Origin of the sequence: Synechococcus sp. CC9902 (assembly GCF_000012505.1) — a bacterium.
In the GTDB taxonomy this organism is placed as follows: Bacteria; Cyanobacteriota; Cyanobacteriia; order PCC-6307; family Cyanobiaceae; genus Parasynechococcus.
The window spans coordinates 2,087,829-2,114,489 of sequence record NC_007513.1; the positions used below are offsets into that span (position 1 = coordinate 2,087,829).

Sequence of the window (26,661 nt, forward strand, 5' to 3'; positions counted from 1 at the left end):
TTAATTCAGTGCTGCAAGGAGGTTATTGAGAGCCTTTCGAACATGGCGTTGCCGCAACAATTCACGTCGATGAATAAGCCCATCAAAACAAAAGTTCCATAAACGCTGAATTCGCCCCTCAGCCTCTTTATCGCAAAGAATGACGCCATGGGGGCTGGCTTGGAGGAAGGCTGCAGCCGACAATATATTGGTGCCGAATCCTGCTATTTGAATATTAGAGGAAGCAAAACTATTCATCATGCCGGAAGTAATCAGCTCTAGCGGAGCATGACTGGGCAAGACTTTTATCTGAACATCGCCAACACCTCTCAACCCCAGCCGCAACAGATGCTCAATTAGCTTGAGATTCTGATAATTCTTAGGGTGAACTTGTACATACAAACAAGAATCTACGCCATTATTAGCCTTTAGATCATTAGCAAAATGCTGCACCCTGGCCAAGAAATAGTTCCAATCGTAAAACTTCTGGGAACATTTAATTCCTCTAACTTTCCCAAAAAGCTCGAACCGAAAATACCACTTCTTCACTTTTAAATAAGGAAAACAAAGCAATGCATCACCCTCTGCAAAGATTCTTGCGGGCCTCGAGATAGATGGCTTCTCACTCACCATGGCGGAAAAGCCTGCACAGCAGTCAAGAAAATGCTGCAGTCGCAACTTGTCAACAACTCGATCTAGAGGAACGAGATATGAATAGTCGAGCCTCAAGCTCGGTCTCGACTCAAGTAAATGATGAATCGAGCGATGCCTCAATCGTCTCGCCTGAAAGGAATACAGCTTGGTTTCCACACCAATCGATTCCCCCAGCTCAATCACAACATCTGGCAAACAACGCTGCAGAACTTCCCACCCGTGTTTGTGATCAACCCTTGGCAACAACAAAAGATCACAAATCAATCCTTCAGGCTCTTTGTGCAGGGCGCTGAGTTCTCCAAAGACACAGCGATGACCATCCCGTGCGGCAAGGCTTATCAACACCTCTTCAAAAGCATGGGCGGCGTGAACATGATCCAGCCGTTCCAACGACAACATCCGTAGATCCGTTCCTGTGATGTTGCGATGCCGCAGATAGGCCAACGCGGAGAGCGTTGTAATCAGCTGCGATGCAACAACAACAACGGTCCGCGACATGTCACAACCTGATGCAAAAATCAATCAGCATTCAAGGACATAGGTTAAGCATTCAATAAATCTTCTAGCGCGAATCAGTCGACCCTGCACAATCAATAACTGGGAAATAAAAACCGCATGCAATCGAATCGGACCAAAATCTTTTTATCCTAGATGAAGAATTATATCTAGCTGCCTCCATACTCTTCAAATCTTTCCGAAAATGTTTCAAGACTTTCCTACAGCGAAGTAGCATATGGATATTAAACAAACCTCCGCAGTAAAGCTTTTAAAGCTTCCTAATAAAATATCGAACGAAGCTCCCAAGCGGCAGATATTCCAATAGTGGTGAAGCAGAAAGCCTCTACTAAGCATGCCTTGAGCAATTATCTCCAACCCCTGCAGAACACAAATCACCATAACAAAGCTACTGAATCAAAATATTATCCAAAGCGAAATATAAAGCTCATGCTATTATTTGAAAAATATTATAACAATATGTCCGCAGAGCTTGAACAGTCAAAACAAAATATCCTCTTGTCATTAAATGACGAAAATAACGTTGGCTCGATTAATGCAAAATATTATGATCCGAAGTTCTTTAAAGACGCATTTCAAAAGCAAATTTCGAACATCTCAAAAAACAGACAAATTGAAGCGATAGATCTTTGCAATGTATATAAAAATATGTGTTTTCCTGGAGAGCGAAGCCAAGCACTGAAACCCAAAATGCATACCCATCATAATGCGCTGTGCATAAGCAAAAGATCAGCACTTTTTGATTTAAATAGTGGCGAACTTATACCAGAATCTATTTTGTACAGATTTCTTCATAAGAAGCCTAAACATTACAATGAGATCAAACCAAAAACGATCAAACGCCTAAGAAAAACTATTTATCATTCGATAGAAGAAGCATATTTTATTCCATTTTTTCCAACGGGTAACTTTGGACATTTTATAACCGAAGCCACATCATACCTTTGGTTTGCAGCCGGAAAAGGTGGAGCGAACTTTCAACAAGTACCAATAATTTTAAGTGATAATACAGCTTTTGCTGATAATGATATTTTTCGATATTTTTTTAAATTCTTACGCTCTAAGGGATTACGACCAATACTGAGGAGCCAGCTTCCACGACTGGTCAAGATTAAAACTGTTCACATTCCTGACCCTACCTTAAGACTTTTAAGCCATAGTTCAACCGAGCACATAAGTACATGTAAAAATCTTGGGAAATGGATAACAGAAAATCACCAAACAACTGAAATAACTAAAGATTCGAATATTTACATATCAAGAAGTCGACTCAAACCTAACCTCCGCAAAGTCGCTGGCGAATCCGCCTTAGAAAATGAGCTGGAAAAACTGGGCTGGAAGATTGTTCATCCTGAAAGTCTTCCCTTAAGCGAACAAATTCAAATATACGAATCAGCACAAAAAATATGTGGATTTGAAGGATCTGCATTACATACACTTTCATTTTGTGCTAAAGATAAAATGAAAATAATTCTTCTTGGCAATAGGCCCCCAGCAGACTATTTCATGCAATTTTATGCTCAAAATGCATCGGGGTACTTTATTTCTTGTACATCTAAGATAGTCAGCAATGATGCCGATATACGCGATCGTGACATGCAAGAGCAGATAATTGTCGATACTAATAACCTGGCCAAGCAAATTCATCTGATATCAATATGAAGCTCTTCGGCTTACACTTAATCGCTCATAAATTTACTTGCCAAGTAATAATGAGCCCTTTTCAGCTTATGGCTTAAAAAGTCTTAAAAAGCAACATATTGCTTGCCGCGAAACTGATTAATGTAATCGAATCATGCCTGTTAATAAAATCAATTACCAAATCAAGAGATCTAATAAAATATTTTTTTGAAAAACTATTCAACAAACAATTGTCTTACCCACAACTAGATTAGAGGCTCATCAGGGAAGCGCGTGGTGAGCACTGCTGCAGGACGTCGCACAATTCAATTACCCATCGACACCGGCGTGCTTTGTCTCAGGGGGCTGAGCCCTGAGCGTCATCGCTTTGAACTGGAGTACGCCTTAGAGCGCGGCAGTACCGCCAACAGCGTGCTGTTCGAAGCCGCAGATGGAGCCACTGCCGTACTCGTCCACCCACCAGGGGCGGCCTATAGCTCCGTGTTCTTGCCGCAGCTCAACACCCTGCTGGACGACGTGGAACAACCACTTCTGGTGGTGGTAGGCCACGTGAACCCGAACCGGATTGCTCTGCTGCGCAGCCTGGCTGAGATTTACCCCAAGCTCGAGCTGATTGCCTCGAATCCAGGCGCAAAGTTGCTCGAAGAGCTCTGGAGCCAACGCAAACCCGCAGCTCCCGGTGACGAATCCGAGCAACCGCCACTGCCACCGCTGCCACCCCTTCGGGTGATTCGACAAGAGCAGAGTCTGGCTCTCGCCCACAATCGCAACCTGCTGCTGCTTCCCGCTCCAACGCCCCGCTGGCCCGGCGGACTGCTGGCCTTCGAGGACACTCTCGGCCTTTTGATGAGCGGGAAATTTTTCGGCGCCCACCTGTGTACAGACACATGGGCCGAGGCGAACCGCAGCAGCACTGAGGAGGAGCGACGTCATTTTTATGACTGTTTGATGGCTCCGATGGCGCGCCAAGTGGACGGCATCGTGGAACGCCTCGAGGAGCTGGACATCCGCACCTTGGTGCCTGGTCACGGGCCTGCGATTGAAGCGAGCTGGCGCAGCTTGTTAAACGATTACCGCCGGTGGGGAGAAGGGCAAAACAAGGCCAGCCTCAACGTGGCTTTGCTATTCGCCAGCGCCTATGGCAACACGGCAGCGATCGCGGATGCCCTGGCCCAAGGCGTGAACCGCACCGGCATTCGTGTGAACAGCCTCAATTGTGAGTTCACCCCTGCCGATGAACTGGTGAACACCATTAAAGAAGCTGATGCGATTTTGATCGGCTCCCCCACCCTCGGGGGGCACGCACCAACCCCAATCGTGTCAGCACTCGGAACACTCTTGGCAGAAGGAGACCGCAACAAGCCAGTTGGAGTGTTTGGAAGCTATGGCTGGAGTGGAGAGGCGGTCGACCTGCTGGAAACCAAGCTCCGCGATGGCGGCTTCAGTTTTGGGTTCGATCCCATTCGGGTGAAATTCAGCCCCGACACCGCGAAAGTGAAGGAACTGGAGGAAACCGGAACACGCTTTGGACGCCAACTGCTCAACGCTCAGAAACGCGCTCAACGCCGCAGTGCGGGTGGGCTCAGCGAAAGCCGAAGCGATCCAGCCGTTTTGGCCCTCGGACGGGTGTTGGGATCGCTGTGCGTCTTAACGACTCAAAAAGGTGATCTCAGCGGTGCCATGGTGGCCAGTTGGGTGAGCCAGGCCAGCTTCACACCACCTGGAATCACCGTGGCCGTGGCCAAGGATCGAGCTGTCGAAGCTCTGCTGCACAAAGGCGACTGTTTCGCTCTCAATGTTTTGGCAGATGGACGGGAGAGCGGCCTGATGAAGCAATTTCTACAACCATTCGAACCGGGGGCGAATCGCTTCGCGGGCCTCGAACTAGAAACCAGCCCAGGTGATCAGCCGCTCCTACCGGAAGCCTTGGCTTGGCTGGAAGGCAGCGTGAAACAACGCATGGAATGTGGCGACCATTGGCTGATCTACGCCGAGGTGAACCATGGAGGCCTCTTCGATGCTGAAGGCCAAACAGCGATCCACCATCGGCGCAGCGGGGCCAACTACTGAACCCAAAGCGAACTCATAACGGGTATGAGTTGCTATAGAGTCATTTGATACGCCGAAATGCATTGGATCTTTCAACGCCAGGCACTCAAGCCAACCTCGAAGCCGCTTTCGGAGGAGAAAGCATGGCGAATCGCAAATATCTCTTCTTTGCTGATGTCGCCAAGCAATTAGGTCATAACGATCTCGCGAAACTCTTCCGCGAGACGGCTGCTCAAGAAACCGAGCATGCCTTCGCCCATTTCCGCTTACTCCACCCAGAGCTGGTGATCGGTGATGCCGCCAAACTCAGCGACGATCAGAAAAACGCCATCCTCAAGCAGTGCCTCGACCTGGCGATTGAAGGCGAAACCTATGAGTACACGACCATGTACCCAGAGTTCGCAGCTCAAGCTCGTACTGATCGCGATCAGGGGGCCGAAGCAGAGTTCCAAGGACAGGTGGACGAATCAAAGGAACACGCCGGCATCTTCCACACGGCGGCTAAAAACTTTGGGCTGCTCTCGCCCATCGAGCAGCACCATGCGGAACGCTATGGCGTGGCCTTAAAGGCTTTAGAGGGAGGGGGGAAAGCTGGCGAAGCCGATGAGCCCGTCTCCGGCCTGTGGATCTGCAAGGTGTGCTCGATGATTTACGACCCCAAAGAAGGTGATCCCGACTCCGGAATTGAGCCGGGCACACCCTTCGAAGCAATTCCAGATGATTGGTGCTGCACGATCTGCGGGGCGCGCAAAGCGAGCTTCGTGCCCTATCGGGAAGCGGAATTGAAGACCGCCTGACGCTTGGCTCAGGGGTGCCACCACTCGATCAGCCTCACAGCTGCTGAGGCCATGGCCTTACCCCAAAGTTGTCGGGCAAACTTCTACGTCGATCGTCGAGATTCTCATCATGAGCTCAGACACACCGCTCGATGTGTTGGTGATCACGGCCAGCAATGGTGAAAACCTCAAGTTGGCCGAACGCTTTCAAGCCAGCGCCCGCAGCCTCGGCCAACGGGCAGAACTACTGGATCTCACAACGCTCGACCTTCCCCTGTTCACGCCAAGAGCCCAAGCAGCCCACGGGATACCAACGGCCATTGCCCCTCTCCAGGAGTTGCTGGCCACAACTCCTCGCTGGGTGATTTGCGCTCCGGAATACAACGGGTCGATCCCGCCATGCCTCAGCAACGCCATTGCCTGGCTTTCGGTTCAAGGCGATGACTTCCGGGGCCTCTTCAATGGCCGACCCGTTGCCATTGCCACCCATTCCGGAGGAGGAGGCATGGAAGCCTTGATCTCGATGCGGATCCAACTCGCCCATCTCGGCGCAGAAGTGATAGGCCGGCAATTGCTGAGCAATTACGCCAAACCCGCCAACGACGACAGCATTGACGACCTGCTTCAACGCCTGTTGCAACAACAGCCATTGAAGCTCTGAGACCGATCTGCAAAAGCAACGATGCCGACGCTTGAGTTGGTGGATTGACCGAAAGCACTACCTGTGGTGCCTACCCAATGACCAACCCAAAAAAGTATCCAGCAATACATCAATCTTCCTGCCACTAAGTACCACCAAAAACAAGTGCGAACGCAGTTCAAAGCTCGGCTTTGTCAACAGATGACAACCCAAACTGTTCAATCCTAAAAAAAATCAGCGGTTGACTGGCACACCACATGTTGTGCCCTGAAATGGATTCACTTCAACCAATTGACTCCCTGAGCGATGGGATTTTTGCTTGGTCAGGAGGTCATCGTCCGCTACCGCGGATTCCTCCTGCTGGAACAAACCAATAAAGGATGGCTGGTGCGTCCCGAACGCAGCCCGATGCGATTGCTGCCCTTTCGGACACCATCCTGTTCATTAGCTGATGTGAAAGCTCTACTCGACTGGAGGCTGTCGAAAGACAGCACAGAGATCAACGCCGCTTGATTTCAAGCGGCAGCTGGTGGTGGCGTTGGATTTCCAATCGGTTGCAGAGGAATCACCAAGGTTGCCCAATGATCAGGCCGCTCAGGGCGGGTTCGACGAGCTTCCCGCACTCCAAATGGCACACGAACAACATTCGTGCCTTCGATGGAAAGCGTATGGCCGCGATTAAAGGCTGATTCCAAGCCTTCAGGCAGTTGTGGAAGGCTTGGACCTTGCAAGGTTCCAAGACCCAACTTGGTGGTGTTGTCCCGATCCATGGTGTCCCCCGACAGACGAATCAGTTGCCGCATAGTGTGACTTCAGCCGCCAGAGCGGTGGGTGAAATCAAACTAATTAATTCGGTTTTCAGTGAAAATTTACTTCCTGTAGAGACAAAGCGCCAGTCCGAGGCGGCGAATTAGGCCGCAATGGCAACGGCTTCCACGGACGGACAGGTACAGATCAGATTTCTATCGCCAAAGGCGTTATCAATCCGAGCCACGGCTGGCCACACCTTGTTTTGGGTTTGATCGGGCAAGGGAAATGCAGCCTGCTGGCGGCTGTAGGGACGATCCCAAACCTCGGCCATCACCGCAGCCATGGTGTGGGGAGCCCGCTTCAGAGGATTGTTCAAGGCATCCATCGCCCCCGTTTCAATCGCTCGAACCTCGTCACGGATAGCGATTAAGGCATCGGCGAACCGATCCAATTCCGACAAGCTTTCGCTTTCCGTGGGCTCCACCATCACGGTGCCTGCCACCGGCCAACTCACGGTTGGAGCATGGAAGCCGTAATCCATCAATCGCTTGGCGATGTCATCGACATCGATGCCGGCATCTCGCTTCAGTGGTCGAAGATCGAGGATGCATTCATGGGCAACACGGCCCGTGGCACCACGGAACAACACCGGGAAATGGTCATCGAGACGGTGAGCCAAATAATTGGCCGACAACAGCGCCACGGCACTGGCCTGACGGAGGGCATCCGCCCCCATCATCCGTAAATACATCCAACTGATCGGGAGGATGCTGGCACTCCCCAGAGCTGCTGCAGACACGGGGCCGATGGCCGATGCAGTTTGATTTTCAAAGGGATGCCCAGGCAAGAACGGCGCCAGATGAGCCGCCACCCCAATCGGGCCCACCCCTGGACCACCACCGCCGTGGGGAATGCAGAACGTTTTATGCAGATTCAAGTGGCAAACATCGGCACCGAAGGCTCCAGGTCGAGAGAGGCCCACCTGCGCATTGAGATTGGCGCCATCGAGATACACCTGACCGCCATGGCGATGGACCACCTCACAGATATGACGAATCCCGGTTTCAAATACCCCATGGGTTGAGGGGTAGGTAACCATCAAGGCCGCAAGCCGATCGGCGTACTCGGTTGCCCGCGCTGCAAGGTCGTCTTGATCGATGTTGCCTTCCGCGTCACAGGCCACCGCCACAACTTTGAGGCCAGCCATCACCGCGCTAGCGGGATTAGTGCCATGGGCACTGGTGGGAATCAGACAAATATCTCTGTGGTTGTCCCCGCGGGAGCGGTGCCAGGCACGAATCACCAATAACCCGGCGTATTCACCCTGAGAGCCAGCATTGGGCTGCAATGAAACAGCGGCGAAACCGGTAAGGGCCGCCAGCCAACGCTCCAAGTCGTCGGCGAGATGGCGATAGCCCAACGCCTGATCCAAAGGTGCAAAAGGATGCAAACGGGCAAACTCCGGCCAGCTCACTGGCAGAAGTTCTGCGGCTGCATTCAGCTTCATCGTGCAGCTACCCAGCGGAATCATTCCGTGCACCAGCGACAGGTCGCGACTCACCAAGCGCTGGATGTAGCGCATGAGCTCCGTTTCGCTGCGGTAGCGATGGAACGCTGGCTGCGTCAGCCAAGGCCGTATCCGCGAGGGGAGTGAGAGCAGCGCGGTGTTGGCTGCAGAGGCAGGCGCCGTGGACACGGGCTTGCCAACCGCCCTGGCCACTGCTTCGAGGAGGTGGGCTACCTCCTTCTGATCACTGAATTCATCGAAGCTGACGCCGAATCCGGTGGCTTGGGACGCCGGCACACCATCAGGCAGAACCCTCAGATTGAATCCCGCCTCGGCCGCCGCTGCGTGCACAGCCGGCGCATGCGTGGTGGTGACGGTGACGGTGTCGAAACGGTCGGCCTCCTCCACCGCAACATCCAGCGTGCGAAGGCCAGCTTCGAATTGAAGACGGAGGCCAACAAGCCGTTCGGCGATAGCTCGAAGACCATCGGGGCCATGGTGCACCGCATAAAACGAAGCGATCACCGCCAGCAACACTTGCGCCGTACAAATGTTGCTCGTGGCCTTATCCCTGCGGATGTGCTGCTCTCGGGTCTGCAACGCCAAGCGCAAAGCAGGATTGCCCTCGGCATCCTTCGACTCCCCTACAAGCCGCCCAGGAATCTGACGCTTATAGGCCTCTCGCGTCGCAAAAAATGCTGCATGGGGGCCGCCGAATCCCATCGGCACACCAAATCGTTGAGCACTGCCTACAGCAATATCAGCACCAAAATCCGCAACGGGCGCGAACAGGGTCTGCGCCAACGGATCAATCGCCACCGTCACCAGAGCACCTGCATCGTGGGCCCGCTCGATCAGCGTGGTGGGGTCCCAGAGCAGCCCATCGGCGCCGGGCAGTTGCAACAGCACCCCAAACACCCGCGTGTCAAAAGCCATCTGCTCGGGATCAACCCGCTCAAGCTCAATTCCCAATGGCTCCGCCCTGGTTTGCAGCACAGCCCAGGTCTGGGGAAGCACATGGCAATCGACAAGGAAACGATTCGCTTCGGGACGTCGACACACACCAAAGCTCAAGCCCATGGCTTCTGCCGCGGCCGTGGCTTCATCCAGTAAGGAAGCATTCGCGATCGGAAGCCCAGTGAGCTCACTGATCAACGTTTGAAAATTCAGCAACGCCTCAAGCCGCCCTTGGGCAATCTCAGCTTGATAAGGGGTGTAGGCGGTATACCAAGCAGGGTTCTCAAACACGTGGCGTTGAATCAACGCCGGCGTTGCTGTGCCGTGATATCCGAGACCAATCAGCGATCGTTGAACAAGATTCTTCGCAGCGATCGTGCCGAGATCTGCCAGTGCCTCAGCTTCGCCACACCCTGCAGGAAGCACGTTGCGGGGCGGGGCGGCATCAAGGATGTCGTCGGGGACAACGTCCTTGATGAAATCATCCAAATGCTGGTATCCCAGCGTTTGCAGCATCTGGTGCTGCTCAGTTTCGCTTGGGCCCAAATGCCGCTGCAGAAAAGGGGAAGTCACGGTCTGCAGCGGGGGAAGGCGGTGATCTTAAAGAAGGGTGACCGCCTCCCGTCATCAACCGGCGTTCACCTTCGCGGAATAGGTGGCTGAATCAAGCAACGTCTCGAGTTGCGCCGGATCACTTGGACGCACCACCAGAAGCCATCCCGCGCCATGGGGATCGTTCTGGAGTTCTTCAGGGCTCGCCAGCACCGCTTCATTGCGCTCGACCACTTCCCCTGCAATGGGGGCATACATATCTTCGACAGCTTTCACAGACTCCACAGAACCAAAGCTGGTGCCCTTATCGAGGCTGGCGCCCACATCAGGGAGATCAACAAAAACAATGTCGCCGAGCTGATCAACAGCAAAAGCACTGATGCCAACGCGAATGAGCTCACCATCGAGATGGGCGTATTCGTGGCTGTCGGCAAAGCGGTAGGCGGCGGGGAACTCGAACGCCATCGGGCAGGTGAAGGTGAATTAGATGATCTCAGTTTGAGGGAGATTGATCAGTCCCGCCGCATCAAGTGCCGTGAGGGCTTCCGCCAAGGCCAGCTGGATATGGGCACGGTGAGTGCCGCCTTGAACAAACAAATTGAAAGGCTCTCGCAGGGGAGCATCAGCGGAAAATTCGCTCGTTGATCCGTCGATAAACGTGCCGCCGGCCATCATCAAATCACTGGCATAGCCAGGCATTGCGGCCGGCACTGGATCCAGATAAGCCCCCACCGGTGAACAGGCTTGAAACGCACGGCAGACCGTTTTCAAAGCCTCCGGACTACCCAGACAAACCGCCTGGATCAAGTCGCTTCGCACAGCACCTGGCCTCGGTTGAACGGCGAAGCCAAGCCGCTCAAACACGCCGGCCACGAGATCCGCACCAATCAAAGCCTCAGCCACCATTTGTGGAGCCAAAAACAATCCCTGCAACACGAGGCGCTGCAGATCAAATCCCGTGCCACCTTTTCGACCGATGCCAGGGGCCGTCAATCGACAACACGCCTGGTGCACCAGATCGGCCCGGCCGGCAACGTAACCGCCGGTTGGGGCGATGGTGCCACCAAGATTTTTAATCAACGAACCCGCCACCAGATCGGCCCCCACCTCGGGCGGCTCACAGTCCTGAACCAATTCCCCATAGCAATTGTCGACAAAACAGATGCAATCGGGCTGCCGTGCGTGAATGAGCGCGCAGAGCTCACCGATTTCCTTCACCGACAACGACGGGCGCCAGCTGTAGCCACAACTGCGTTGAATCAAGACCATGCGCTGAGGCACAGCCAGCGCCTGATCCAAACCGACCCGATCCACAACCCCCTCAGGCGTTAACGGCACTTCGTCGTAATCGATCCCAAAATCGGCCAACGACCCCTGACCCGTCCCTCTCAAACCGATGACTTCCTCAAGGGTGTCGTAGGGACGACCGGTGATTGAAAGCAAACGATCACCAGGCCGCAGCACGCCAAACAACGCTGCCGTTATCGCGTGAGTGCCACTGACGAACTGCATCCGCACCGCTGCCGCCTCAGCCCCAAGAACCCTTGCAAACACCCGATCCACCAGATCACGGCCCTGATCTCCATGGCCGTAGCCAGTGAGGGAAGCAAAGTGCTGCGTCCCCAACCGCTCCTCAGCAAACGCAGCCAAAACACGCTGCAAGCGTTGTTCCACCGCAGATGTTCGCTGCGCAGCTAGGGGCGCCTGCTGCTGGCTCACAGAATCGATCAGCTTCCTTGCAATCGCGCTCGTCACCAGGGCCTCCCTGTGTTGGAACCGTTCCCAGGCTCCATGCTGCGCTCTCGCCTTCACCACGCTGATCCGCTGCAAGGCGAGAACTCCTTTAGATTTCTGTTATCAACGGCACCATCCGCTCCCTAGTTTTTTTTTGAGCGGCACTGTCGATTCCAGGAGATTCCGATTGGTTTCCTCGCAACCAGCTGATAGCCGCGAGCTTCGCGTTAGGGCTGCTGTAACGGGCCCCCGTGGGCCATTACCTGCCCGTCAAAGGCGTCTAAAATCAGGAACCACCGGCTTCATGCTGGTGAATCACATCCTGGCCACCGTGGCCTTGCTCCCTCAGTTTTGGAGCTGGCAGGCGATTGTTGCCTTCGGTGTTCTGTATTGGATGACCGTTCTGGGGGTCACCCTCGGATTACACCGTTTGGTGGCGCACCGCAGCCTTGTGGTTCCCGTTTGGCTGGAACGCGTGCTGGTGATCATGGGCACGCTCGCTTGCCAGAGCGGACCGATCGAATGGGTTGGGCTTCACCGCCATCACCACCGATTCTCCGATCAACCCACAGACCATCACGATGCTGGACGGGGGTTGTGGTGGAGTCACAGCGAATGGATGCTCCATGAGATTCCTGCGCTGAAAGAGCTCGATCGCTATGCGGGAGATCTGCAATGTGATCCCTTTTACCGCTGGCTCGATCGCTGGTTCTTGCTGCTTCAAATCCCCCTGGGATTGGGCTTGTACTGGTATGGCGAAGCTGCGCAAGTCCATGGCGGCGGATTGGGGCTCGTTCTTTGGGCCATCCCCCTACGACTCGTGGTCGTGTATCACGTCACTTGGCTGGTGAACTCAGCGACCCACGCCTTCGGATATCGCAATTTTGATTCACCCGACCTCTCGCGGAATTGCTGGTGGGTGGCCGTGCTCTCGTTTGGAGAGGGTTGGCACAACAACCACCATGCGCACCCTGCCAGCGCACGCCATGGCCTGCGCTGGTTTGAATTTGATATCACCTGGCAGCACGTTCGCCTCTTAAAACGGTTTGGCCTCGCGAGACGGGTCCGTGAAGCCACGTACAACCCTTAAAAGGTTCACTCCTTGCGATTTTCACCCTGGTGGATGAGAAATCCACCAGGGTTTTTTATTGCGTGCCACCCCCCCCCAAGATGTGGTCGATCGATGGGGGGCAAGGGGCAAGCCTTAACAATCAGCGTTGCCCTGTCGTGATGGGCTACTGAGCCAAGAGCAATCCCTATGTAGGAAAGCTGATCGGTTATAAACAATGAAAAGTGCAAGAACAAAGTGATATCTGACGTGAACCGAGCGCCATCTCCACCGAGCCGGCCGGTCACGTCTCACAAGGCTTTAAAACGTGCTGGCTTACTCCACGTGCGTCGCAAAGGGGGGCGATCCGCAGCTCCCTCCCAAAGCCCACGCAGGGGAACCATCGTGTTCATGGTGGTCTTGCATACCTCCGCGATGGTGGCTCTACTGCCGCGTTTCTGGAGCTGGCAAGCCGTTCTCACCCTCGGCATTTTGTACTGGGCTACAGCCTGCCTCGGAGTCACGATCGGTTACCACCGACTGCTGTCTCACCGGTCGTTTCGGGTTCCCAAATGGTTGGAGCGATTTTTCGCCACCTGCGGTGCCTTGAGCTGCCAGCAAGGGCCGATCACCTGGGCCGGTCTGCATCGCCACCACCACAAGTTTTCCGACACGGACGCGGATCACCACAACAGCCATCGAGGCTTCTGGTGGAGCCATATGGGCTGGATGTTTGAAACGATTCCTGCCATGCAGGCAATCCCGCGCCTCAGCGGCGACCTCAGCAGCGATCCCTATTACCGCTGGCTCAACCGCAATTTTCTTTACCTGCAATTTCCTCTGGCGTTTCTGCTGTTTGTGATCGGCTCCATCACTGGCGCTGGAGGGTGGGCCTTAGTGCTTTGGGGCATCCCCTTAAGACTCGTGCTCGTTTATCACGTGACCTGGCTTGTGAACTCCGCAACGCACTGCTGGGGAACCATTGCCTACGACAGCGGCGATGCTTCCCGCAACAACAAATGGGTGGCGGCCCTCACCTTTGGCGAGGGTTGGCATAACAACCATCACGCCTTCCCTCACTCCGCATGCCACGGACTCCAGAAAGGACAGATCGACCTCACCTGGGAACATATCCGCTTGATGCGAGCTCTCGGGCTGGCCAAAAACATCCGCCTACCCATCAAGCCTGCATAACAAGAGCCAGAGACGGTGCGCTACTTAAATCACATCAGTGAGTAAATATTCATACCCTTCAATTAATAAACAAACCGTTCAACTATTGAACGGAAGCAACTTTTGTGGCGGGCAATCAACTGCCTAACTATTGAACTAGATCGAGAATCATCTGCTTTTTGTTGAGGAGATCCAAAAGCCCAAGCTTTCGATCCATCAACGGAACAGCTGAGGTCGTAATATTCCGGATCGCCCCGTAGTCGTTGTCGGTCGCAGTCCCATGCCCAAACGCGTACAAGTCGTTCTGAACGAGGACATCCTCAGCCTCGGCAAGGACGGAGATCTCGTGGACGTAGCCCCTGGCTATGCCCGGAATTTCCTGCTGCCCTTCGGCAAAGCTGTTCCCGTCACCCCTGCAGTGATGAAGCAGGTGGAGCACCGCCGTGCCAAGGAAGTTGAGCGTCAAGCGGCCCTGAAACAGGAAGCCCTGAACTTCAAGACAGCTCTCGACACCATCGGTCGCTTCACCGTGAAGAAGCAGGTTGGCGAAGACAACGTGCTGTTCGGCACCGTGACCAACGGCGACGTCGCTGAAGCGATCGAAGAGTCGACCAAGAAGGAGATCGATCGCCGCGACATCCTGGTGCCTGAAATCCACCGCACCGGTAAGTACACCGTGACGGTGAAGCTTCACAGCGAAGTGACCGCCGAAATCAACCTCGAAGTGGTGAGCTACTGATTTACCGCGAATCGGCTCGGTTCAGCCAGAGTGGGATCACTCTTAGCTGCACCTTGCCGCCATGGTGAGCGCCCCCCAGCCAGACAACGACGAATCGCCCAAAGGGGGACGCTCGGGTTACGGACGAGATCGCCGCAACCAAGAGCCGAGTTTTGAAGGCCTCCCCGATTCGGTCCCACCCCAGAACATTGAGGCCGAAGAAGCGGTATTGGGTGGGATCTTGCTCGACCCAGACGCCATTGGCCGGGTTGCCGACATCCTGCAACCTGAGGCGTTTTACCTCAATGCCCATCGGGAGATGTTCCGCACGGCCTTGATGCTGCATGGCCAGGGCAAGCCCACCGACCTCACCTCGATGACCGCCTGGCTAGCGGACACGGGATCACTTGAAAAAGTCGGTGGCAATGGCCGACTGATTGAACTGGTGGAGCGGGTGAGCTCCACAGCTTCAATCGAGCAAGTGGCACGACTGGTGATGGACAAGTTCCTTCGCCGCCAGTTGATCCGTTCGGGCAATGAAGTGATCAAGCTGGGCTTCGATCAAAGCCTGCCGATGGAGCAGGTGCTCGATCAAGCCGAACAAACGATTTTTGCCATCAGCCAGGAAAAACCCTCCAAAGGGCTCACCCCCACCGCCGAAATCCTCACCCAAACCTTCGAAGAAATCGAAAGCCGCTCCCTGGGCACCTCGGTGGCGGGCATCCCGGTGAACTTCTACGACCTGGATGCGATGACCCAGGGCCTGCAGCGCAGCGATCTGATCATCGTCGCCGGCAGGCCGGCGATGGGTAAAACCTCAATCGTGCTGAACCTGGCCAAGAACGTGGCCCAACTGCACGATCTTCCCGTTTGTGTGTTCAGCTTGGAGATGAGCAAGGAGCAGCTCACCTACAGATTGCTCTCGATGGAAGTGGGCATCGAAGCCGGGCGACTGCGGACCGGGCGACTGCAACAGGAGGAATGGCCCCTCCTCGGCCAAGGCATCAACACCCTCGGGCAACTGCCGATCTACATCGATGACAAACCCAACTCCGGTGTGCTGGAGATGCGATCGCTCTGCCGACGGCTGATGGCCGAACAGGGCAAGGAGCTGGGCCTGGTGGTGATCGATTACTTGCAGCTGATGGAAGGATCCACCCCCGACAACCGGGTGCAGGAGATCTCGCGGATTACGCGAGCCCTGAAGGGAATGGCCCGGGAACTGAACGTTCCGGTGATTGCGCTCTCCCAGCTCAGCCGTGGCGTGGAATCACGGACGAACAAACGACCGATGCTGAGCGACCTGCGGGAATCGGGATCGATTGAGCAAGACGCCGATCTGGTGTTGATGATTTACCGCGACGAGTACTACAACCCGGAAACCCAAGATCGCGGCATCACCGAAGTGATCCTCACCAAACACCGCAACGGCCCCGTCGGCACGGTGAAACTACTGTTCGAGCCCCAGTTCACCAGGTTCCGAAATCTGGCGGCGTAATAACTGCAGCACGATGAACGCAGCCATACTCAACACATTGGCCGATATGCAGACACAAGCTTTTTAGAGCTCGGTTGTTATCAGGTACAGACGAAAAAGTTTTCGAACTGAACTATCAAGCCGACCAAAGCCGAACAGGAATGCTCGATTTGGACCTTAGGTCGAGCCTAAATGCTCGATTTGGCCCCTCAATGCAGCAGCAATCTCCAAAACTGAGAGTTGCCTGTGAAGTCGATGAGACATGCCCGCCAGCACTTGCGTCGTTGCTGAAACCGGTAATGCAAAAGAAGCCGAAAGTGTTTCTTATTTAACACACGGCGCAACGAATGCAAATACTGATCAAATACAGCACATAACAAGCAGCCTCAAGGCACCTAGAGACAACGAAACAAATCACCGACGAAAACAAACAAGCCCTCTCGTTGCGACCAATCACAACATCAACGATGTTGACTGGCTGCAAGGCCTAAATGAACAGATCGCCTGGATCGAAGGTGATCCAATTCACGAAATATCGAAACAACTCAATCAGAATAAAAAAGCAGGAAAAACGATCGATGAGCTGCACATTGTTGCCCACGGCAGCAATGGTGAAGTCAAACTCGGAAATACATTCCTCACCAAACAATATCTAGAAGAGTCTTCTCTTCTCCTACAGGAGTGGAAAGTTGAAGCCATTTATTTATGGAGCTGCGAAGCAGGACGCAACACAGAACTCATCAAAACGCTGGGCAAAATCACGGGAGCTGATGTTTACACAAGCAAAAGCGAGATCAACAGCAAGCAACCCAACCTTTCATCCAGCACAGGAAAAGAGGCATCACTTGAGGCACTGATTGGCATAGCAAGGCTCAATCGATGGAGCGGGGCGCTGGCAAGCACACAAGTTCTTGATGCCAACTTTCAACAACTGAATTTCGATCACAACAATTACAACACATCCTTCAATAATCCGTACGGAAGCGCAACAGCAGGAGATGTAGTCCTATTTAAAAATGTAATCACAATCGGCGGTCAAGTCGTCGACGCTCTTTACACAGTAGGCAGCATTAGCTCAGACATAGGCATAACTTTTGTCGACTATGGAGGACTTGATGCTACATACATTTCCAGCTATTTCCCTACATCTTCAACTTCAGACCACCTGATTGAAGCTACAATTAGTTTTTACGAAGGCGGTACATTTACAGGCTCCGGAACAGGTAACAGAGTCACCCTTGAGAACGTTGCACTCAACACATATGACATCGATCTGAAGCAGTTTCAAGTATTTAAGGATTTTAATTCCTACGAATTAGCCGCCGGATCAAATACAAATCTTGACGTCACAGTACAAAGCGACGGATCAGTCAAATTCCAAGATACGTCGCTTGCAAATATCAATCCTAATGGAACAGACGATAGGGGCCGAGCTCGGGTTTATTACGACGCAATTGATACATTTGAGATTGCCATGGGCACACCTCTTAATACCAACGTAGTATTTTTCTTAGACTTTAGTGTTGGACCCTCCTGGACAGGGGACACCACAACAACAGATACTCCAGCAGCAAACTTCACCTGGAGCACCCGCAATTTAACTGAAGCGTCAGCAAATGTTGGCTCATTTACTGAAACAGCCACCATTACCTTTAACCATCCAGGGTCAACGATTTTCGCTGGATCCAATGGCGACACTATCACTCATAGTGCGACAAATGTTCCAGCAGGACTGACCACTGTTGTTACACGCGCATCCGACACAACAGCAACGATCACGGTCACCGGGAATGCTACTAACCACACGACATCCGATGACTTAAGCAACATCGAGCTGGAATTTGAGAACAGCGCATTTGTTGTTGGTTCTGTAGGAGCTAGTTCAATTACCGATGCACGAATCACCAATTTCGGCCTGAGCTTTATTGATGACACAACTCGGCCCACCATCGCCATCACCGATGACGATGCCGATAACTCCTTAAGCGCTGGTGAGTCATCCACACTCACCTTCACCCTCTCAGAAGCATCCACTAATTTCGTTGAAGCCGACGCCACTGTTACCGGTGGGGCCCTTTCCAACTGGACCGCTGTTTCCAGCACCGTTTACACCGCCACTTTTACGCCCACAGCAGACAGCACCACCAACGGCGTCATTCACGTCGCTAACGATAAATTCTCTGATGCTGCCAGCAACACCAACCAAGACGAAGACGACGCCAACAACACCGTCACCTTCACCGTTGATACCACCCGGCCCACCATTGCCATCACCGATGACGATGCCGATAACTCCTTAAGTGCTGGTGAGTCATCCACACTCACCTTCACCCTTTCAGAAGCATCCACTGATTTCGTTGAAGCCGACGCCACTGTTACCGGCGGCGAACTCTCCAACTGGACTGCTGTTTCAAGCACCGTTTACACCGCCACTTTTACACCCACAGCAGACAGCACCACCAACGGCGTCATTCACGTCGCTAACGACAAATTCTCTGATGCTGCCAGCAACACCAACCAAGACGAAGACGACGCCAACAACACCGTCACCTTCACCGTTGATACCACCACAACTCCTTCTCCTTCGCCTTCTCCTTCGCCTTCGCCTTCTCCATCGCCATCCCCTTCGCCGACTCCTTCTCCCTCAGCGACGCCGACTGCTGAAATTGAATCAGCATCAGAGAGCGCAGGAGATGTTTATCTCCTCCTCGATACCTCCACGTCCATGCGCCACAGCGAGGGTAAAGATCACAGCAAATTCCAATGCCTGTTAGCCCTTGAAGCATTCGCACAAGATGCCGAACGCGCTGGCTATCAGTTTCAACGCCGCGACACCAACAGCACCATCACATCGACGCAATTACTCCAAACCCTGGCCAATCAAACCAGCACACAAGCAATTCAAGAGCTGGATAATTACACCATCATTGATAACCCAAATGATTCAAATACTGCCGATGATCTCAACATTAATCTGATTACTTACGACTACCACGTCCAACACAACACCTTCATCCTTTCCCCCACAAATCCCAGCAGCGGCATCGATACAATGCAATCGATCCTGTCGCTCAAAATGGCAGGGCAAGTGCATGGAAATTCAATAAAAAACAACTCCAAATGGAAAGAACTTGGCCTGCCTGATCCCAATCGGTTTGACCTCCACAAAGGCCGTTCGGACAGGCCTTCCAACCTCTATGCCGGCACAGAATTACTCGGCGCCTTGGAAGGGCTCAACTATCTCCTCAACAACAAAGCCAACGACACCAGCCGGCGCGATCAATCCACCAAAATCTCCCTCATTCTCGATGGCAGGCCAGAACGACGCAGCTGGTGGGACACCAGAACGAACTCCGCTTCTGACTCCATCACCGGCCAGGCCATTCCGCTGCCCGAAAGCCTCGGCAAAGAAGACATCACCACATCAGGCCTGCTCTACGACAACAAGGGCAACCCGCATTTTTTCAAGAATAATCAGGGCCAATGGCAGTGGAAGGCGATGCAAAACGATCTCAATGCCGCCCTCGATCGCCTAGCCACTTACTCAACAGATCCCACCACGATCCAGGTGAATGCCTATGGCCTGAACAACACCGACAGCACCTCCCTCAACGCCACTTATCAAGACCTCTTCTCCAACCAAAGCTTCGACAACTCGTCCAGCAGCTGGAGTTACGCCCACCAAATCATCAACTCGCTGGGAGATATCAACTTCTAAGACAAACATGTTTAACAACTAAGAGGACAGGCATAATCTTCTTCAATAACAATAAACCCATTCAATACTTGCAGAAGGAAAAACATTTTCCATGAATCCTCGAAACAAGCCGCAAGCTAAACTACATATTAACTACTAAAATTATTGCTAGGCTCGTCGCTAAAATAAAGGATCATTCTTAATAGCCCCTGCAAACTTAATTCAAGCCATCTTTCTTTGGCTCTGCGTTATCACACTCTGGGTTCACAAAAAAGCCATCAAAACAATATTCAGTGAAAGTTCTCGACGCCACATTCCGAAGCTGCGCTGATCTACAGGAGCTCTTTCAGCCCGTTTCCCCCGACCTGAGCGCCCTTCAATTGAGCGAGGGCCCGTTAAAAGGTCGACTGCAAATCCTCAACCTCGGTTCATTTCGTCTCACCTTGCTTGAGACCAACCAAGCAATGTTTCTGAGTGGCACGAGGCGGCCCCTGCCATGCACCATTGCTATTCCCCTAAGCGACCCACAATCTGCTGACCCCATACGCGCCCAGGGAGTCGACATGCCATGGCCTGGACTAATGGGATACAACCATCAATTGCGTGACTTTGATCTACGACTGGCAGCGAACACCCCATTGGCTTCAGTGATTATTTCAAAGGAGCACTTACATGAGCGCCATCAACAACGCAAAGCTGGGGACCTCCCTCTGGAGCGCTGGGAACGCAGCAATCAACTGGAACTCTGCGAACCAATTCGCACACAACTACGCACACAACTGGGCGACATAGTTGACAACCAAAGCAGCAGACATATGAATAAAGCAACCGATCAACTGATCGACACTATTTTTCAGGCATTTCAAAGTCTAAATGCACGCACATTGCCAATTGCCAAGCGGCAAACACGCCATGCCGCAGCGATCGAACTCCTGCACTGGTGCTCTAATAATCCATCCAAAAATCTCACCATCACAGAGCTCAGTGACGTGCTCTATCAATCCCGAACATCCTTGTTCAACGGATGCCAGGATCATTTCGGACGGACGCCAACAGAACTACAACGGTGCATTCGACTTGATCTCGTACGCCAGCTTTTGCTGAATCCAAAGCGCAGCGATGCTTTGAAGTTGAAGGGCGTCGGGGCGATCGCAACTCACATGGGCTTTACCAGCCGCAGCCATTTCGCCCGCCGCTACAAGCAGCAATACAACGAGCTCCCGCAAAACACCTTGAGCCAAGGCAGCACCTGCGGATAATGAAGGCATGAGCTTCACTGCCGCCCCCACTGAATCCTTCGATGTGATCGTCGTTGGCGGTGGCCATGCCGGATGTGAGGCGGCCATCACCACGGCACGCCTGGGCTTGAACACTGCTTTGTTCAGCCTCAATCTCGACCGCATCGCTTGGCAGCCCTGCAACCCTGCCGTCGGTGGACCCGCCAAAAGCCAGCTAGTGCATGAAGTGGATGCCCTTGGGGGCGTGATCGGCCGCCTCGCCGATGCCACCGCAATTCAAAAGCGCACTCTGAATGCCAGCCGCGGCCCCGCCGTCTGGGCCCTACGCGCACAAACCGATAAGCGGTTGTACTCCAGACAAATGCTGCAACTTCTGCAGCACACGCCCAACCTGGCGCTCCGTGAAGCGATGGTGACCGGCCTCGAGGTGGAAGGAGAAGAGGAGCAACAACGCATCCAGGGCGTTCGGACCTACTTCGGAAGTGTGTATGCCGCCCAAGCCGTTGTGCTCACCGCCGGCACCTTTCTCGGTGGCCGCATCTGGGTGGGGCATCAATCGATGGCCGCAGGCCGTGCCGGGGAACAGGCTGCAGAGGGGCTCACTGAAACCCTGCAAGGCCTCGGCTTCCACACCGATCGCCTCAAAACGGGTACTCCTGCCCGGGTGGACCGGCGCAGCATTGCCCTCGATCAACTGGAGGAGCAGCCCAGCGATGCCGCCGACCGCTTCTTCTCCTTTGATCCCGCCGCCTGGGTGAGCGGTGAACAGATGAGCTGCCACATCACCAGAACAACGGCAGAAACGCACCAGCTCATCCGCGACAACCTTCATCTCACTGCCATCTACGGCGGAGTGATCGACAGCAAGGGCCCCCGCTACTGCCCCTCGATCGAAGACAAAATCGTTCGCTTTGCCGACAAAGAGAGCCATCAGATCTTCCTTGAGCCGGAAGGGCGCGACACACCTGAGATCTATGTGCAGGGCTTCTCCACCGGCCTACCGGAGCCGATCCAATTGCAATTGCTGCGCAGCCTGCCCGGCCTCGAACAAGCGGTGATGCTGCGGCCCGCCTACTCCGTTGATTACGACTACCTACCCGCCACCCAACTCAAACCATCCCTCGAAACGAAACGGGTGAGTGGGCTCTTCAGCGCCGGCCAGCTCAACGGCACTACCGGTTACGAGGAAGCCGCGGCCCAGGGCCTGGTGGCGGGGCTCAACGCCGCCCGCTTAATCGGTGAGCAAGACCCCGTCTACTTCCCCCGAGAGGGCAGCTACATCGGAACAATGATCGACGATCTGGTGAGCCAAGACCTGCGTGAGCCCTACCGCGTGCTCACCAGTCGAAGTGAATACCGCCTGATCTTGCGGGGCGACAACGCCGACCGGCGGCTCACCCCGCTGGGTCGTGACCTCGGACTGATCGACGACCGGCGTTGGCAATTGTTTGAGGAGAAACTCCAAGCGATGGATGCTGAGAAAAAACGGCTGGAATCCACACGGCTCAAGGTGAGTGATCCCATCGCACCAACCGTGGAGGAAGAAACCGGTGCACCAATCAAGGGTTCGATCACCCTGGCGGACCTACTCCGCCGCCCAGCGATGCATGCCGCCGATCTCGTGCGCCATGGCCTCGCTGATGGCGACCTGCCGCTTCCCGTACGAGAAGGCGCAGAGATCGACATCAAATACAGCGGTTATCTCCAGCGGCAGCAACAACAAATCGACCAGGTAAAGCGCCAAAGCCAACGCAAACTTCCAAGCGATTTGAACTACACCAACATCGGAACCCTCTCCAATGAGGCCCGCGAAAAGCTCAGCGCCATTCAGCCGACCACCCTCGGCCAGGCCAATCGCATTCCGGGCGTCAGCCAAGCCGACATCACCGCCCTCTTGATGTGGCTGGAACTTCAAAAGCGCCAGCCCCTCGCCCCCACCACGCAAGCTCGATAGCTTTGGGGTCCTCAAAGTTCTGCTTTGGCCGCTCGCCATCCCACATCCCACGCCTATTGGACACTGCGTGCGGAGCAGGTGATGGGTCGCGTTTTCGATAACCCATCAAGATCAACGCACCAAAATTTCCCGAGCAATCGCCACCTCGTGCCCGTGGAGGTTGCCGTCCACGAACCCATCCAGCCCCTGCCACATCCGATAACTACTCAGGTGGCACCTCAAGCTGCACCGCATGTGGCAGCGCAAGGCTCGCGATGGCAAACACCCCTCCTAACTGGCATTGCCGTAGCTGGATTGATGAGCAGCGGATGGCTGCTCTTTGATCTACAACGCTCCGCTCGCACACTCGAGCGAGAACGCAACGTGGCACTGATCGAACGGCTGCGCACCACCGAAAAAGCCATTCCTCCAACACCTGAGCCAGCGACAGTCGATCGCCTGGAGCCGCTCACCCTGCCCATCCAATCCCTGCCGATGCCACCTATTGGCCTCGCACCCTCTGAGAGCACACCGATCGCGCCGCTCCCCGTGCTTACCGGAGTAATGCAAAGCCCGGGTGGGCGCAGTTCCGCCATCTTCCAAATCAACAATGCTTCGGTTTCCGCCGAAATTGGCGAGAGCCTGGGAAGCAGTGGCTGGACACTGGCATCCGTCGGAGCGTCGAGCGCCGTGATTCGCAACAACGGACAAGAGCGCACGCTGTCGGTGGGAGGCGTGTTCTGAACACACCATCCCAATTGCTTGCATCACCTCGTCACCTTTGGCAAGCACCCGCAGCCACCGTTCTGGCCGGGGATGGACCACGGCAGCTGCCTGGCCCATGGCGGCTGATGCTGCTGGGGGATGGCAGCCCAACACGCCATCTCCGCTTGCTCACTGGTGAGCCCGTCGCCATCGACCTCATCGCGATGGAAGCCGAACAAGGCGACCATCCCGGCGCTCCTGCAGAGGTGCAGGAATTGCAAGCGCCTCTCCTACGCCGCCAGGTTTGGCTCACCTGCGGCGGTACACCGCTGGCTTGGGCTGAAAGTTGGTGGAATCAAGCTGAAGCGGAACTGCACCTCCAAGACCGCAATCAGCCAATCTGGAAAAGCCTCACCCAGGGACGATCCGAACTCTTTCGTGAGGTCGATGGTCTTGCCCTCGTTGAAGCGGATTGGCTGGACGAAACCTTTGGCTATCGCGGACCCTTTTGGAGTCGCCACTACCGCTTCTTTCGAAGTGGAACAGCGCTCACGGTGATCCGAGAAGTGTTTAGCCCGCAGCTTGAAACATGGCTGGGCTCCACCCTGCGCCAAGAACTTCAAAGGAGTTCATGAACAAATCTCCCGTTATGTAGGGATTTGTTTTTCACAACTTGCAGCTTTAGAGGTGATGAACACCATTGGCAAAGTTTGTTTCACCGTGCCATGGGGAACAGCACAACCTGGATCAGCCTCAACGACCTGGGGCGTTTTTATGGGATCTCCGCCATTCATTGCGGAAAGATCCTGCATCAACACGGCTGGCGTGATCGCCGCGGCCAGCCCAGCGACGACGCCATCAATGCTCAGGCCGCCAGACATCTTGGCCCCCATGGCCAAACGCAAAGCGTTGTTTGGAACCAAGCACTCTGCAGGGAGTTATTCGAAACCAAGGGGCTTCAGCCCGTGAGCCTCAGTCGTCAGATTGATCAATGGAGCCAATTTCTGGAAGCCATGCAATCGGGCTCCCCTTCCATTGCCTCCACAGCAGATCAAATGGCTGAAGACATGCCAAGCGAGCTGGTCGACGGCGTAAACCAACAACTCGCGGAACGGGGGTGCTCCTTTCGGGTTCCCCCCCACTCCCCATCAGGCGAGACGAAGGGCCTCAGCTTGTTGGGCTGATGTTTTGATCAGTTCCCGCAATTTGTCCTCATCGACATGGCTGAGGCTGGTCTTGACCAGCCGGGCATGGGGAGCATGACTGCGCAAACTTTCCACCACACGGTCAGGGGTTCCCTCACGCACAAGTAGTGCCAGAGCAGCACTGCCCTTCGGCAAGGTTTCACCCAGTTCTTTTAGGAACTGATCATTGATGCCGATATCGCTCAATGCACCTGATGCCGCTCCGGCACCAGCCCCCACAGCCAAGCCCACCAACGGGTTGAGGAACAGCAAGCCAATCAACATCCCCCAAAAACTGCCGCTCGCCGCCCCTGCTGCTGCAAGGTTGATCGCTTGTTTCAAATGAACATGGCCATCCTCGCCATGTTCCAAAACACAGGCGTCTTCAAGCGCGATCAAGTGCTGCTGCTGGATCGTGACCAACTCTCGACGAACCTGTTCGGCTTCCTCCACGTTGGGGAAACCGATCACAATCAAATCGCTCATCAAGGCGCGTTGAACTGCCTCAAGCTTGGCAACGCCAAGGAGCGATGTCAGGCTCTGCGACGACTCGAACGGGGCAAACCCCTCCGGGGGGAAGGTGGCTGATCTTGCGGCTCCCCTTGTGGAGAAGACCGCTGAGCCGGATCGCGCTGCCAGCGCTGGACCTGAAACAGGTCGTCATCGGGCCAGTCGTCAGGTGCTGAAGACTCTGCAACCGAAGGGGCTGCTGTTGGGGGTGGCTGGAACGCTGCAGACGGTGTCGACCGTTGACGCGACCGACGCGAAATGGCCTGCAGCGGTTGTTTCCGACGGGCCTTGGGCTCAGCGCTCTCCTGCCATGGCTCCCTCCAATCGTCGTCCTCTTCCAACAACCAATCCACCTTGTCTCCGACCCAACGTCCAACCGAATCGAGGTCTAGACCTGGACGACGTTGCCCCGGACGACGTCCGGCCACTCCATCAACAAGCTGACGTCCGGTTTCAAGCCACTGATCCAAACGGCGATCACGAGATTCTCGAGACCGCTCCAGACGTTCGTAACGCTCCTCCATACCGCGAGATTAACGACGCCTGCGGCGCAGCCAATGCTCCCGGCGGAGTCCGATCAACGCAATCGCAACGCCACTGCACTCAAGAGTGAGCCAAAAAACGTCCATTCAGCCCCATCACTCCACAGGCTCATAGTGCAACAAACAACTGGGATGCCAACGCCCCCCGTGATGCTGATTGCAACACGATCGGCAGGCCGCATGACGGGTGCGGCGGCGGCAAGGGGTCCGTCGCTTGCAGCTGGCACAAACCGCCATCCACCGCGGCGGCCGGACCGGGATCGGGTAGTTGTGACGCACGCTCACCTGAAAGCGGCTCTGCGCAGCATTGATCGCTGCCATTTGAGCCCGAAACAAGGGGCCATGGCTTTCGCGGCGGCGCTGCACCAAATCCACCCAGGCATGAATCATTTCATGGCACAACGTGCTTTCCGTGGCCTCCTGTGGCAACGGCTCCAGCACGGGCCGAGATAACACGATTTCACTTCCACGCCCCTCTCCAACCCCTGGTCCCCGCCGGTAATAGCCAGCGGTGCGGCTCATGCGGCCATCACTCCAACGCACCGCCGTCAGAGGCTGTCCGGCACGAACAAGAACACCCGAAAAGTGCTCACGGTTCAACCGATGAAAAAGGGGCAGCAAGGGCTGCAGTGGCACGGGGGAGATCCGAATTCGCGCCATCCTGCCGCGGTCAGTCAGACT

Annotated in this window: 23 protein-coding genes; 15 read left to right on the plus strand and 8 right to left on the minus strand. The window is 54.6% G+C overall.

The annotated features are described in order from the left end of the window. Window positions 1-1,131: a hypothetical protein gene (locus SYNCC9902_RS12610; RefSeq protein WP_156771129.1), complete on the minus strand. Its 1,131-nt coding sequence runs from the start codon at window positions 1,129-1,131 to the stop codon at window positions 1-3. Window positions 1,132-1,458: 327 nt separating this feature from the next. Between SYNCC9902_RS12610 and SYNCC9902_RS11060 the strand changes: the two genes are divergently transcribed. The 5 genes from SYNCC9902_RS11060 to SYNCC9902_RS11080 all read left to right on the plus strand — a co-directional run bounded on the left by SYNCC9902_RS11060 (window position 1,459) and on the right by SYNCC9902_RS11080 (window position 6,768). Then, entirely contained in the window at window positions 1,459-2,811 is a 1,353-nt protein-coding gene (locus SYNCC9902_RS11060) for a glycosyltransferase family 61 protein (protein ID WP_156771130.1), read from the plus strand. A 252-nt stretch (window positions 2,812-3,063) separates the two neighbouring features. Further along, window positions 3,064-4,860, plus strand: a complete 1,797-nt coding sequence (locus SYNCC9902_RS11065) for a diflavin flavoprotein (RefSeq protein ID WP_011360921.1) — start codon at window positions 3,064-3,066, stop codon at window positions 4,858-4,860. A gap of 62 nt (window positions 4,861-4,922) precedes the next feature. Next, on the plus strand, window positions 4,923-5,636 hold the full coding sequence (locus SYNCC9902_RS12990; protein WP_041425218.1) for a rubrerythrin family protein: 714 nt from the start codon (window positions 4,923-4,925) through the stop codon (window positions 5,634-5,636). Between the two features lie 109 nt (window positions 5,637-5,745). Beyond that, window positions 5,746-6,276, plus strand: coding sequence for an NADPH-dependent FMN reductase (locus tag SYNCC9902_RS11075; RefSeq protein ID WP_011360923.1), 531 nt, complete (start codon window positions 5,746-5,748; stop codon window positions 6,274-6,276). Between the two features lie 285 nt (window positions 6,277-6,561). Further along, complete coding sequence (locus SYNCC9902_RS11080) at window positions 6,562-6,768, plus strand: hypothetical protein (RefSeq protein ID WP_009788685.1); 207 nt, start codon at window positions 6,562-6,564, stop codon at window positions 6,766-6,768. Between the two features lie 2 nt (window positions 6,769-6,770). Here SYNCC9902_RS11080 and SYNCC9902_RS11085 read toward each other — a convergent pair whose 3' ends face one another. The 4 genes from SYNCC9902_RS11085 to SYNCC9902_RS11100 all read right to left on the minus strand — a co-directional run bounded on the left by SYNCC9902_RS11085 (window position 6,771) and on the right by SYNCC9902_RS11100 (window position 11,776). Continuing rightward, the gene (locus SYNCC9902_RS11085; protein WP_011360924.1) at window positions 6,771-7,025 is read right to left on the minus strand and encodes a hypothetical protein; all 255 of its coding nucleotides are present in this window, start codon (window positions 7,023-7,025) and stop codon (window positions 6,771-6,773) included. A 140-nt stretch (window positions 7,026-7,165) separates the two neighbouring features. Continuing rightward, window positions 7,166-10,042 carry an aminomethyl-transferring glycine dehydrogenase gene (gene gcvP, locus SYNCC9902_RS11090; RefSeq protein ID WP_011360925.1) on the minus strand — a complete coding sequence of 959 codons (2,877 nt, stop codon included), beginning with the start codon at window positions 10,040-10,042 and terminating at the stop codon, window positions 7,166-7,168. 54 nt (window positions 10,043-10,096) lie between these two features. Then, window positions 10,097-10,486: a glycine cleavage system protein GcvH gene (gene gcvH, locus SYNCC9902_RS11095; RefSeq protein WP_009788682.1), complete on the minus strand. Its 390-nt coding sequence runs from the start codon at window positions 10,484-10,486 to the stop codon at window positions 10,097-10,099. 18 nt (window positions 10,487-10,504) lie between these two features. Next, a complete protein-coding gene (locus SYNCC9902_RS11100; protein WP_198001782.1) occupies window positions 10,505-11,776 on the minus strand; it encodes an aminotransferase class I/II-fold pyridoxal phosphate-dependent enzyme in 1,272 nt (423 codons plus the stop codon). A gap of 166 nt (window positions 11,777-11,942) precedes the next feature. Between SYNCC9902_RS11100 and SYNCC9902_RS11105 the strand changes: the two genes are divergently transcribed. The 10 genes from SYNCC9902_RS11105 to SYNCC9902_RS11150 all read left to right on the plus strand — a co-directional run bounded on the left by SYNCC9902_RS11105 (window position 11,943) and on the right by SYNCC9902_RS11150 (window position 24,928). Further along, entirely contained in the window at window positions 11,943-12,845 is a 903-nt protein-coding gene (locus tag SYNCC9902_RS11105) for an acyl-CoA desaturase (RefSeq protein WP_011360927.1), read from the plus strand. Between the two features lie 228 nt (window positions 12,846-13,073). Beyond that, complete coding sequence (locus SYNCC9902_RS11110; protein ID WP_011360928.1) at window positions 13,074-13,997, plus strand: acyl-CoA desaturase; 924 nt, start codon at window positions 13,074-13,076, stop codon at window positions 13,995-13,997. Window positions 13,998-14,256: 259 nt separating this feature from the next. Beyond that, window positions 14,257-14,715: a 50S ribosomal protein L9 gene (gene rplI, locus SYNCC9902_RS11115; protein ID WP_011360929.1), complete on the plus strand. Its 459-nt coding sequence runs from the start codon at window positions 14,257-14,259 to the stop codon at window positions 14,713-14,715. A 61-nt stretch (window positions 14,716-14,776) separates the two neighbouring features. Then, window positions 14,777-16,192 carry a replicative DNA helicase gene (gene dnaB / locus SYNCC9902_RS11120; RefSeq protein ID WP_011360930.1) on the plus strand — a complete coding sequence of 472 codons (1,416 nt, stop codon included), beginning with the start codon at window positions 14,777-14,779 and terminating at the stop codon, window positions 16,190-16,192. A gap of 241 nt (window positions 16,193-16,433) precedes the next feature. Continuing rightward, window positions 16,434-19,889 carry an Ig-like domain-containing protein gene (locus SYNCC9902_RS11125; RefSeq protein WP_011360931.1) on the plus strand — a complete coding sequence of 1,152 codons (3,456 nt, stop codon included), beginning with the start codon at window positions 16,434-16,436 and terminating at the stop codon, window positions 19,887-19,889. Between the two features lie 272 nt (window positions 19,890-20,161). Beyond that, window positions 20,162-21,127 (plus strand): helix-turn-helix transcriptional regulator, encoded by a 966-nt coding sequence (locus tag SYNCC9902_RS11130; RefSeq protein ID WP_011360932.1) that lies wholly within the window; start codon window positions 20,162-20,164, stop codon window positions 21,125-21,127. Window positions 21,128-21,134: 7 nt separating this feature from the next. Continuing rightward, window positions 21,135-23,060, plus strand: a complete 1,926-nt coding sequence (gene mnmG / locus SYNCC9902_RS11135) for a tRNA uridine-5-carboxymethylaminomethyl(34) synthesis enzyme MnmG (protein ID WP_011360933.1) — start codon at window positions 21,135-21,137, stop codon at window positions 23,058-23,060. A gap of 24 nt (window positions 23,061-23,084) precedes the next feature. Further along, window positions 23,085-23,783, plus strand: coding sequence for a pilus assembly protein PilZ (locus tag SYNCC9902_RS11140; protein ID WP_232179226.1), 699 nt, complete (start codon window positions 23,085-23,087; stop codon window positions 23,781-23,783). Window positions 23,784-23,797: 14 nt separating this feature from the next. Continuing rightward, a complete protein-coding gene (locus SYNCC9902_RS11145; protein WP_011360935.1) occupies window positions 23,798-24,379 on the plus strand; it encodes a chorismate lyase in 582 nt (193 codons plus the stop codon). A gap of 90 nt (window positions 24,380-24,469) precedes the next feature. Further along, window positions 24,470-24,928 (plus strand): hypothetical protein, encoded by a 459-nt coding sequence (locus SYNCC9902_RS11150; protein WP_011360936.1) that lies wholly within the window; start codon window positions 24,470-24,472, stop codon window positions 24,926-24,928. On the opposite strand, the gene SYNCC9902_RS11155 is transcribed toward SYNCC9902_RS11150, so the two are convergent. The 3 genes from SYNCC9902_RS11155 to SYNCC9902_RS11165 form a co-directional block, all read right to left on the minus strand. Next, window positions 24,893-25,414, minus strand: coding sequence for a DUF1269 domain-containing protein (locus SYNCC9902_RS11155; RefSeq protein WP_011360937.1), 522 nt, complete (start codon window positions 25,412-25,414; stop codon window positions 24,893-24,895). The genes SYNCC9902_RS11150 and SYNCC9902_RS11155 overlap by 36 nt on opposite strands. A 47-nt stretch (window positions 25,415-25,461) precedes the next feature. After that, complete coding sequence (locus tag SYNCC9902_RS11160) at window positions 25,462-25,962, minus strand: hypothetical protein (RefSeq protein ID WP_011360938.1); 501 nt, start codon at window positions 25,960-25,962, stop codon at window positions 25,462-25,464. A 114-nt stretch (window positions 25,963-26,076) separates the two neighbouring features. Next, window positions 26,077-26,640, minus strand: a complete 564-nt coding sequence (locus tag SYNCC9902_RS11165) for a SprT family zinc-dependent metalloprotease (protein WP_011360939.1) — start codon at window positions 26,638-26,640, stop codon at window positions 26,077-26,079. Window positions 26,641-26,661: the final 21 nt, after the last annotated feature.

Excerpts from the sequence above, each read along its gene's own strand:
- gcvH (WP_009788682.1), bottom strand. The coding sequence starts at position 10,486 with ATGGCGTTCGAGTTCCCCGCCGCCTACCGCTTTGCCGACAGCCACGAA.
- SYNCC9902_RS12610 (WP_156771129.1), bottom strand. The coding sequence starts at position 1,131 with ATGTCGCGGACCGTTGTTGTTGTTGCATCGCAGCTGATTACAACGCTC.
- rplI (WP_011360929.1), top strand. The coding sequence starts at position 14,257 with ATGCCCAAACGCGTACAAGTCGTTCTGAACGAGGACATCCTCAGCCTC.
- mnmG (WP_011360933.1), top strand. The coding sequence starts at position 21,135 with ATGAGCTTCACTGCCGCCCCCACTGAATCCTTCGATGTGATCGTCGTT.
- SYNCC9902_RS11125 (WP_011360931.1), top strand. The coding sequence starts at position 16,434 with ATGCCCGCCAGCACTTGCGTCGTTGCTGAAACCGGTAATGCAAAAGAA.
- SYNCC9902_RS11160 (WP_011360938.1), bottom strand. The coding sequence starts at position 25,962 with ATGGAGGAGCGTTACGAACGTCTGGAGCGGTCTCGAGAATCTCGTGAT.
- SYNCC9902_RS11165 (WP_011360939.1), bottom strand. The coding sequence starts at position 26,640 with ATGGCGCGAATTCGGATCTCCCCCGTGCCACTGCAGCCCTTGCTGCCC.
- SYNCC9902_RS11075 (WP_011360923.1), top strand. The coding sequence starts at position 5,746 with ATGAGCTCAGACACACCGCTCGATGTGTTGGTGATCACGGCCAGCAAT.
- SYNCC9902_RS11080 (WP_009788685.1), top strand. The coding sequence starts at position 6,562 with ATGGGATTTTTGCTTGGTCAGGAGGTCATCGTCCGCTACCGCGGATTC.
- SYNCC9902_RS11085 (WP_011360924.1), bottom strand. The coding sequence starts at position 7,025 with ATGGATCGGGACAACACCACCAAGTTGGGTCTTGGAACCTTGCAAGGT.
- SYNCC9902_RS11150 (WP_011360936.1), top strand. The coding sequence starts at position 24,470 with ATGGGGAACAGCACAACCTGGATCAGCCTCAACGACCTGGGGCGTTTT.
- SYNCC9902_RS11155 (WP_011360937.1), bottom strand. The coding sequence starts at position 25,414 with ATGAGCGATTTGATTGTGATCGGTTTCCCCAACGTGGAGGAAGCCGAA.
- dnaB (WP_011360930.1), top strand. The coding sequence starts at position 14,777 with ATGGTGAGCGCCCCCCAGCCAGACAACGACGAATCGCCCAAAGGGGGA.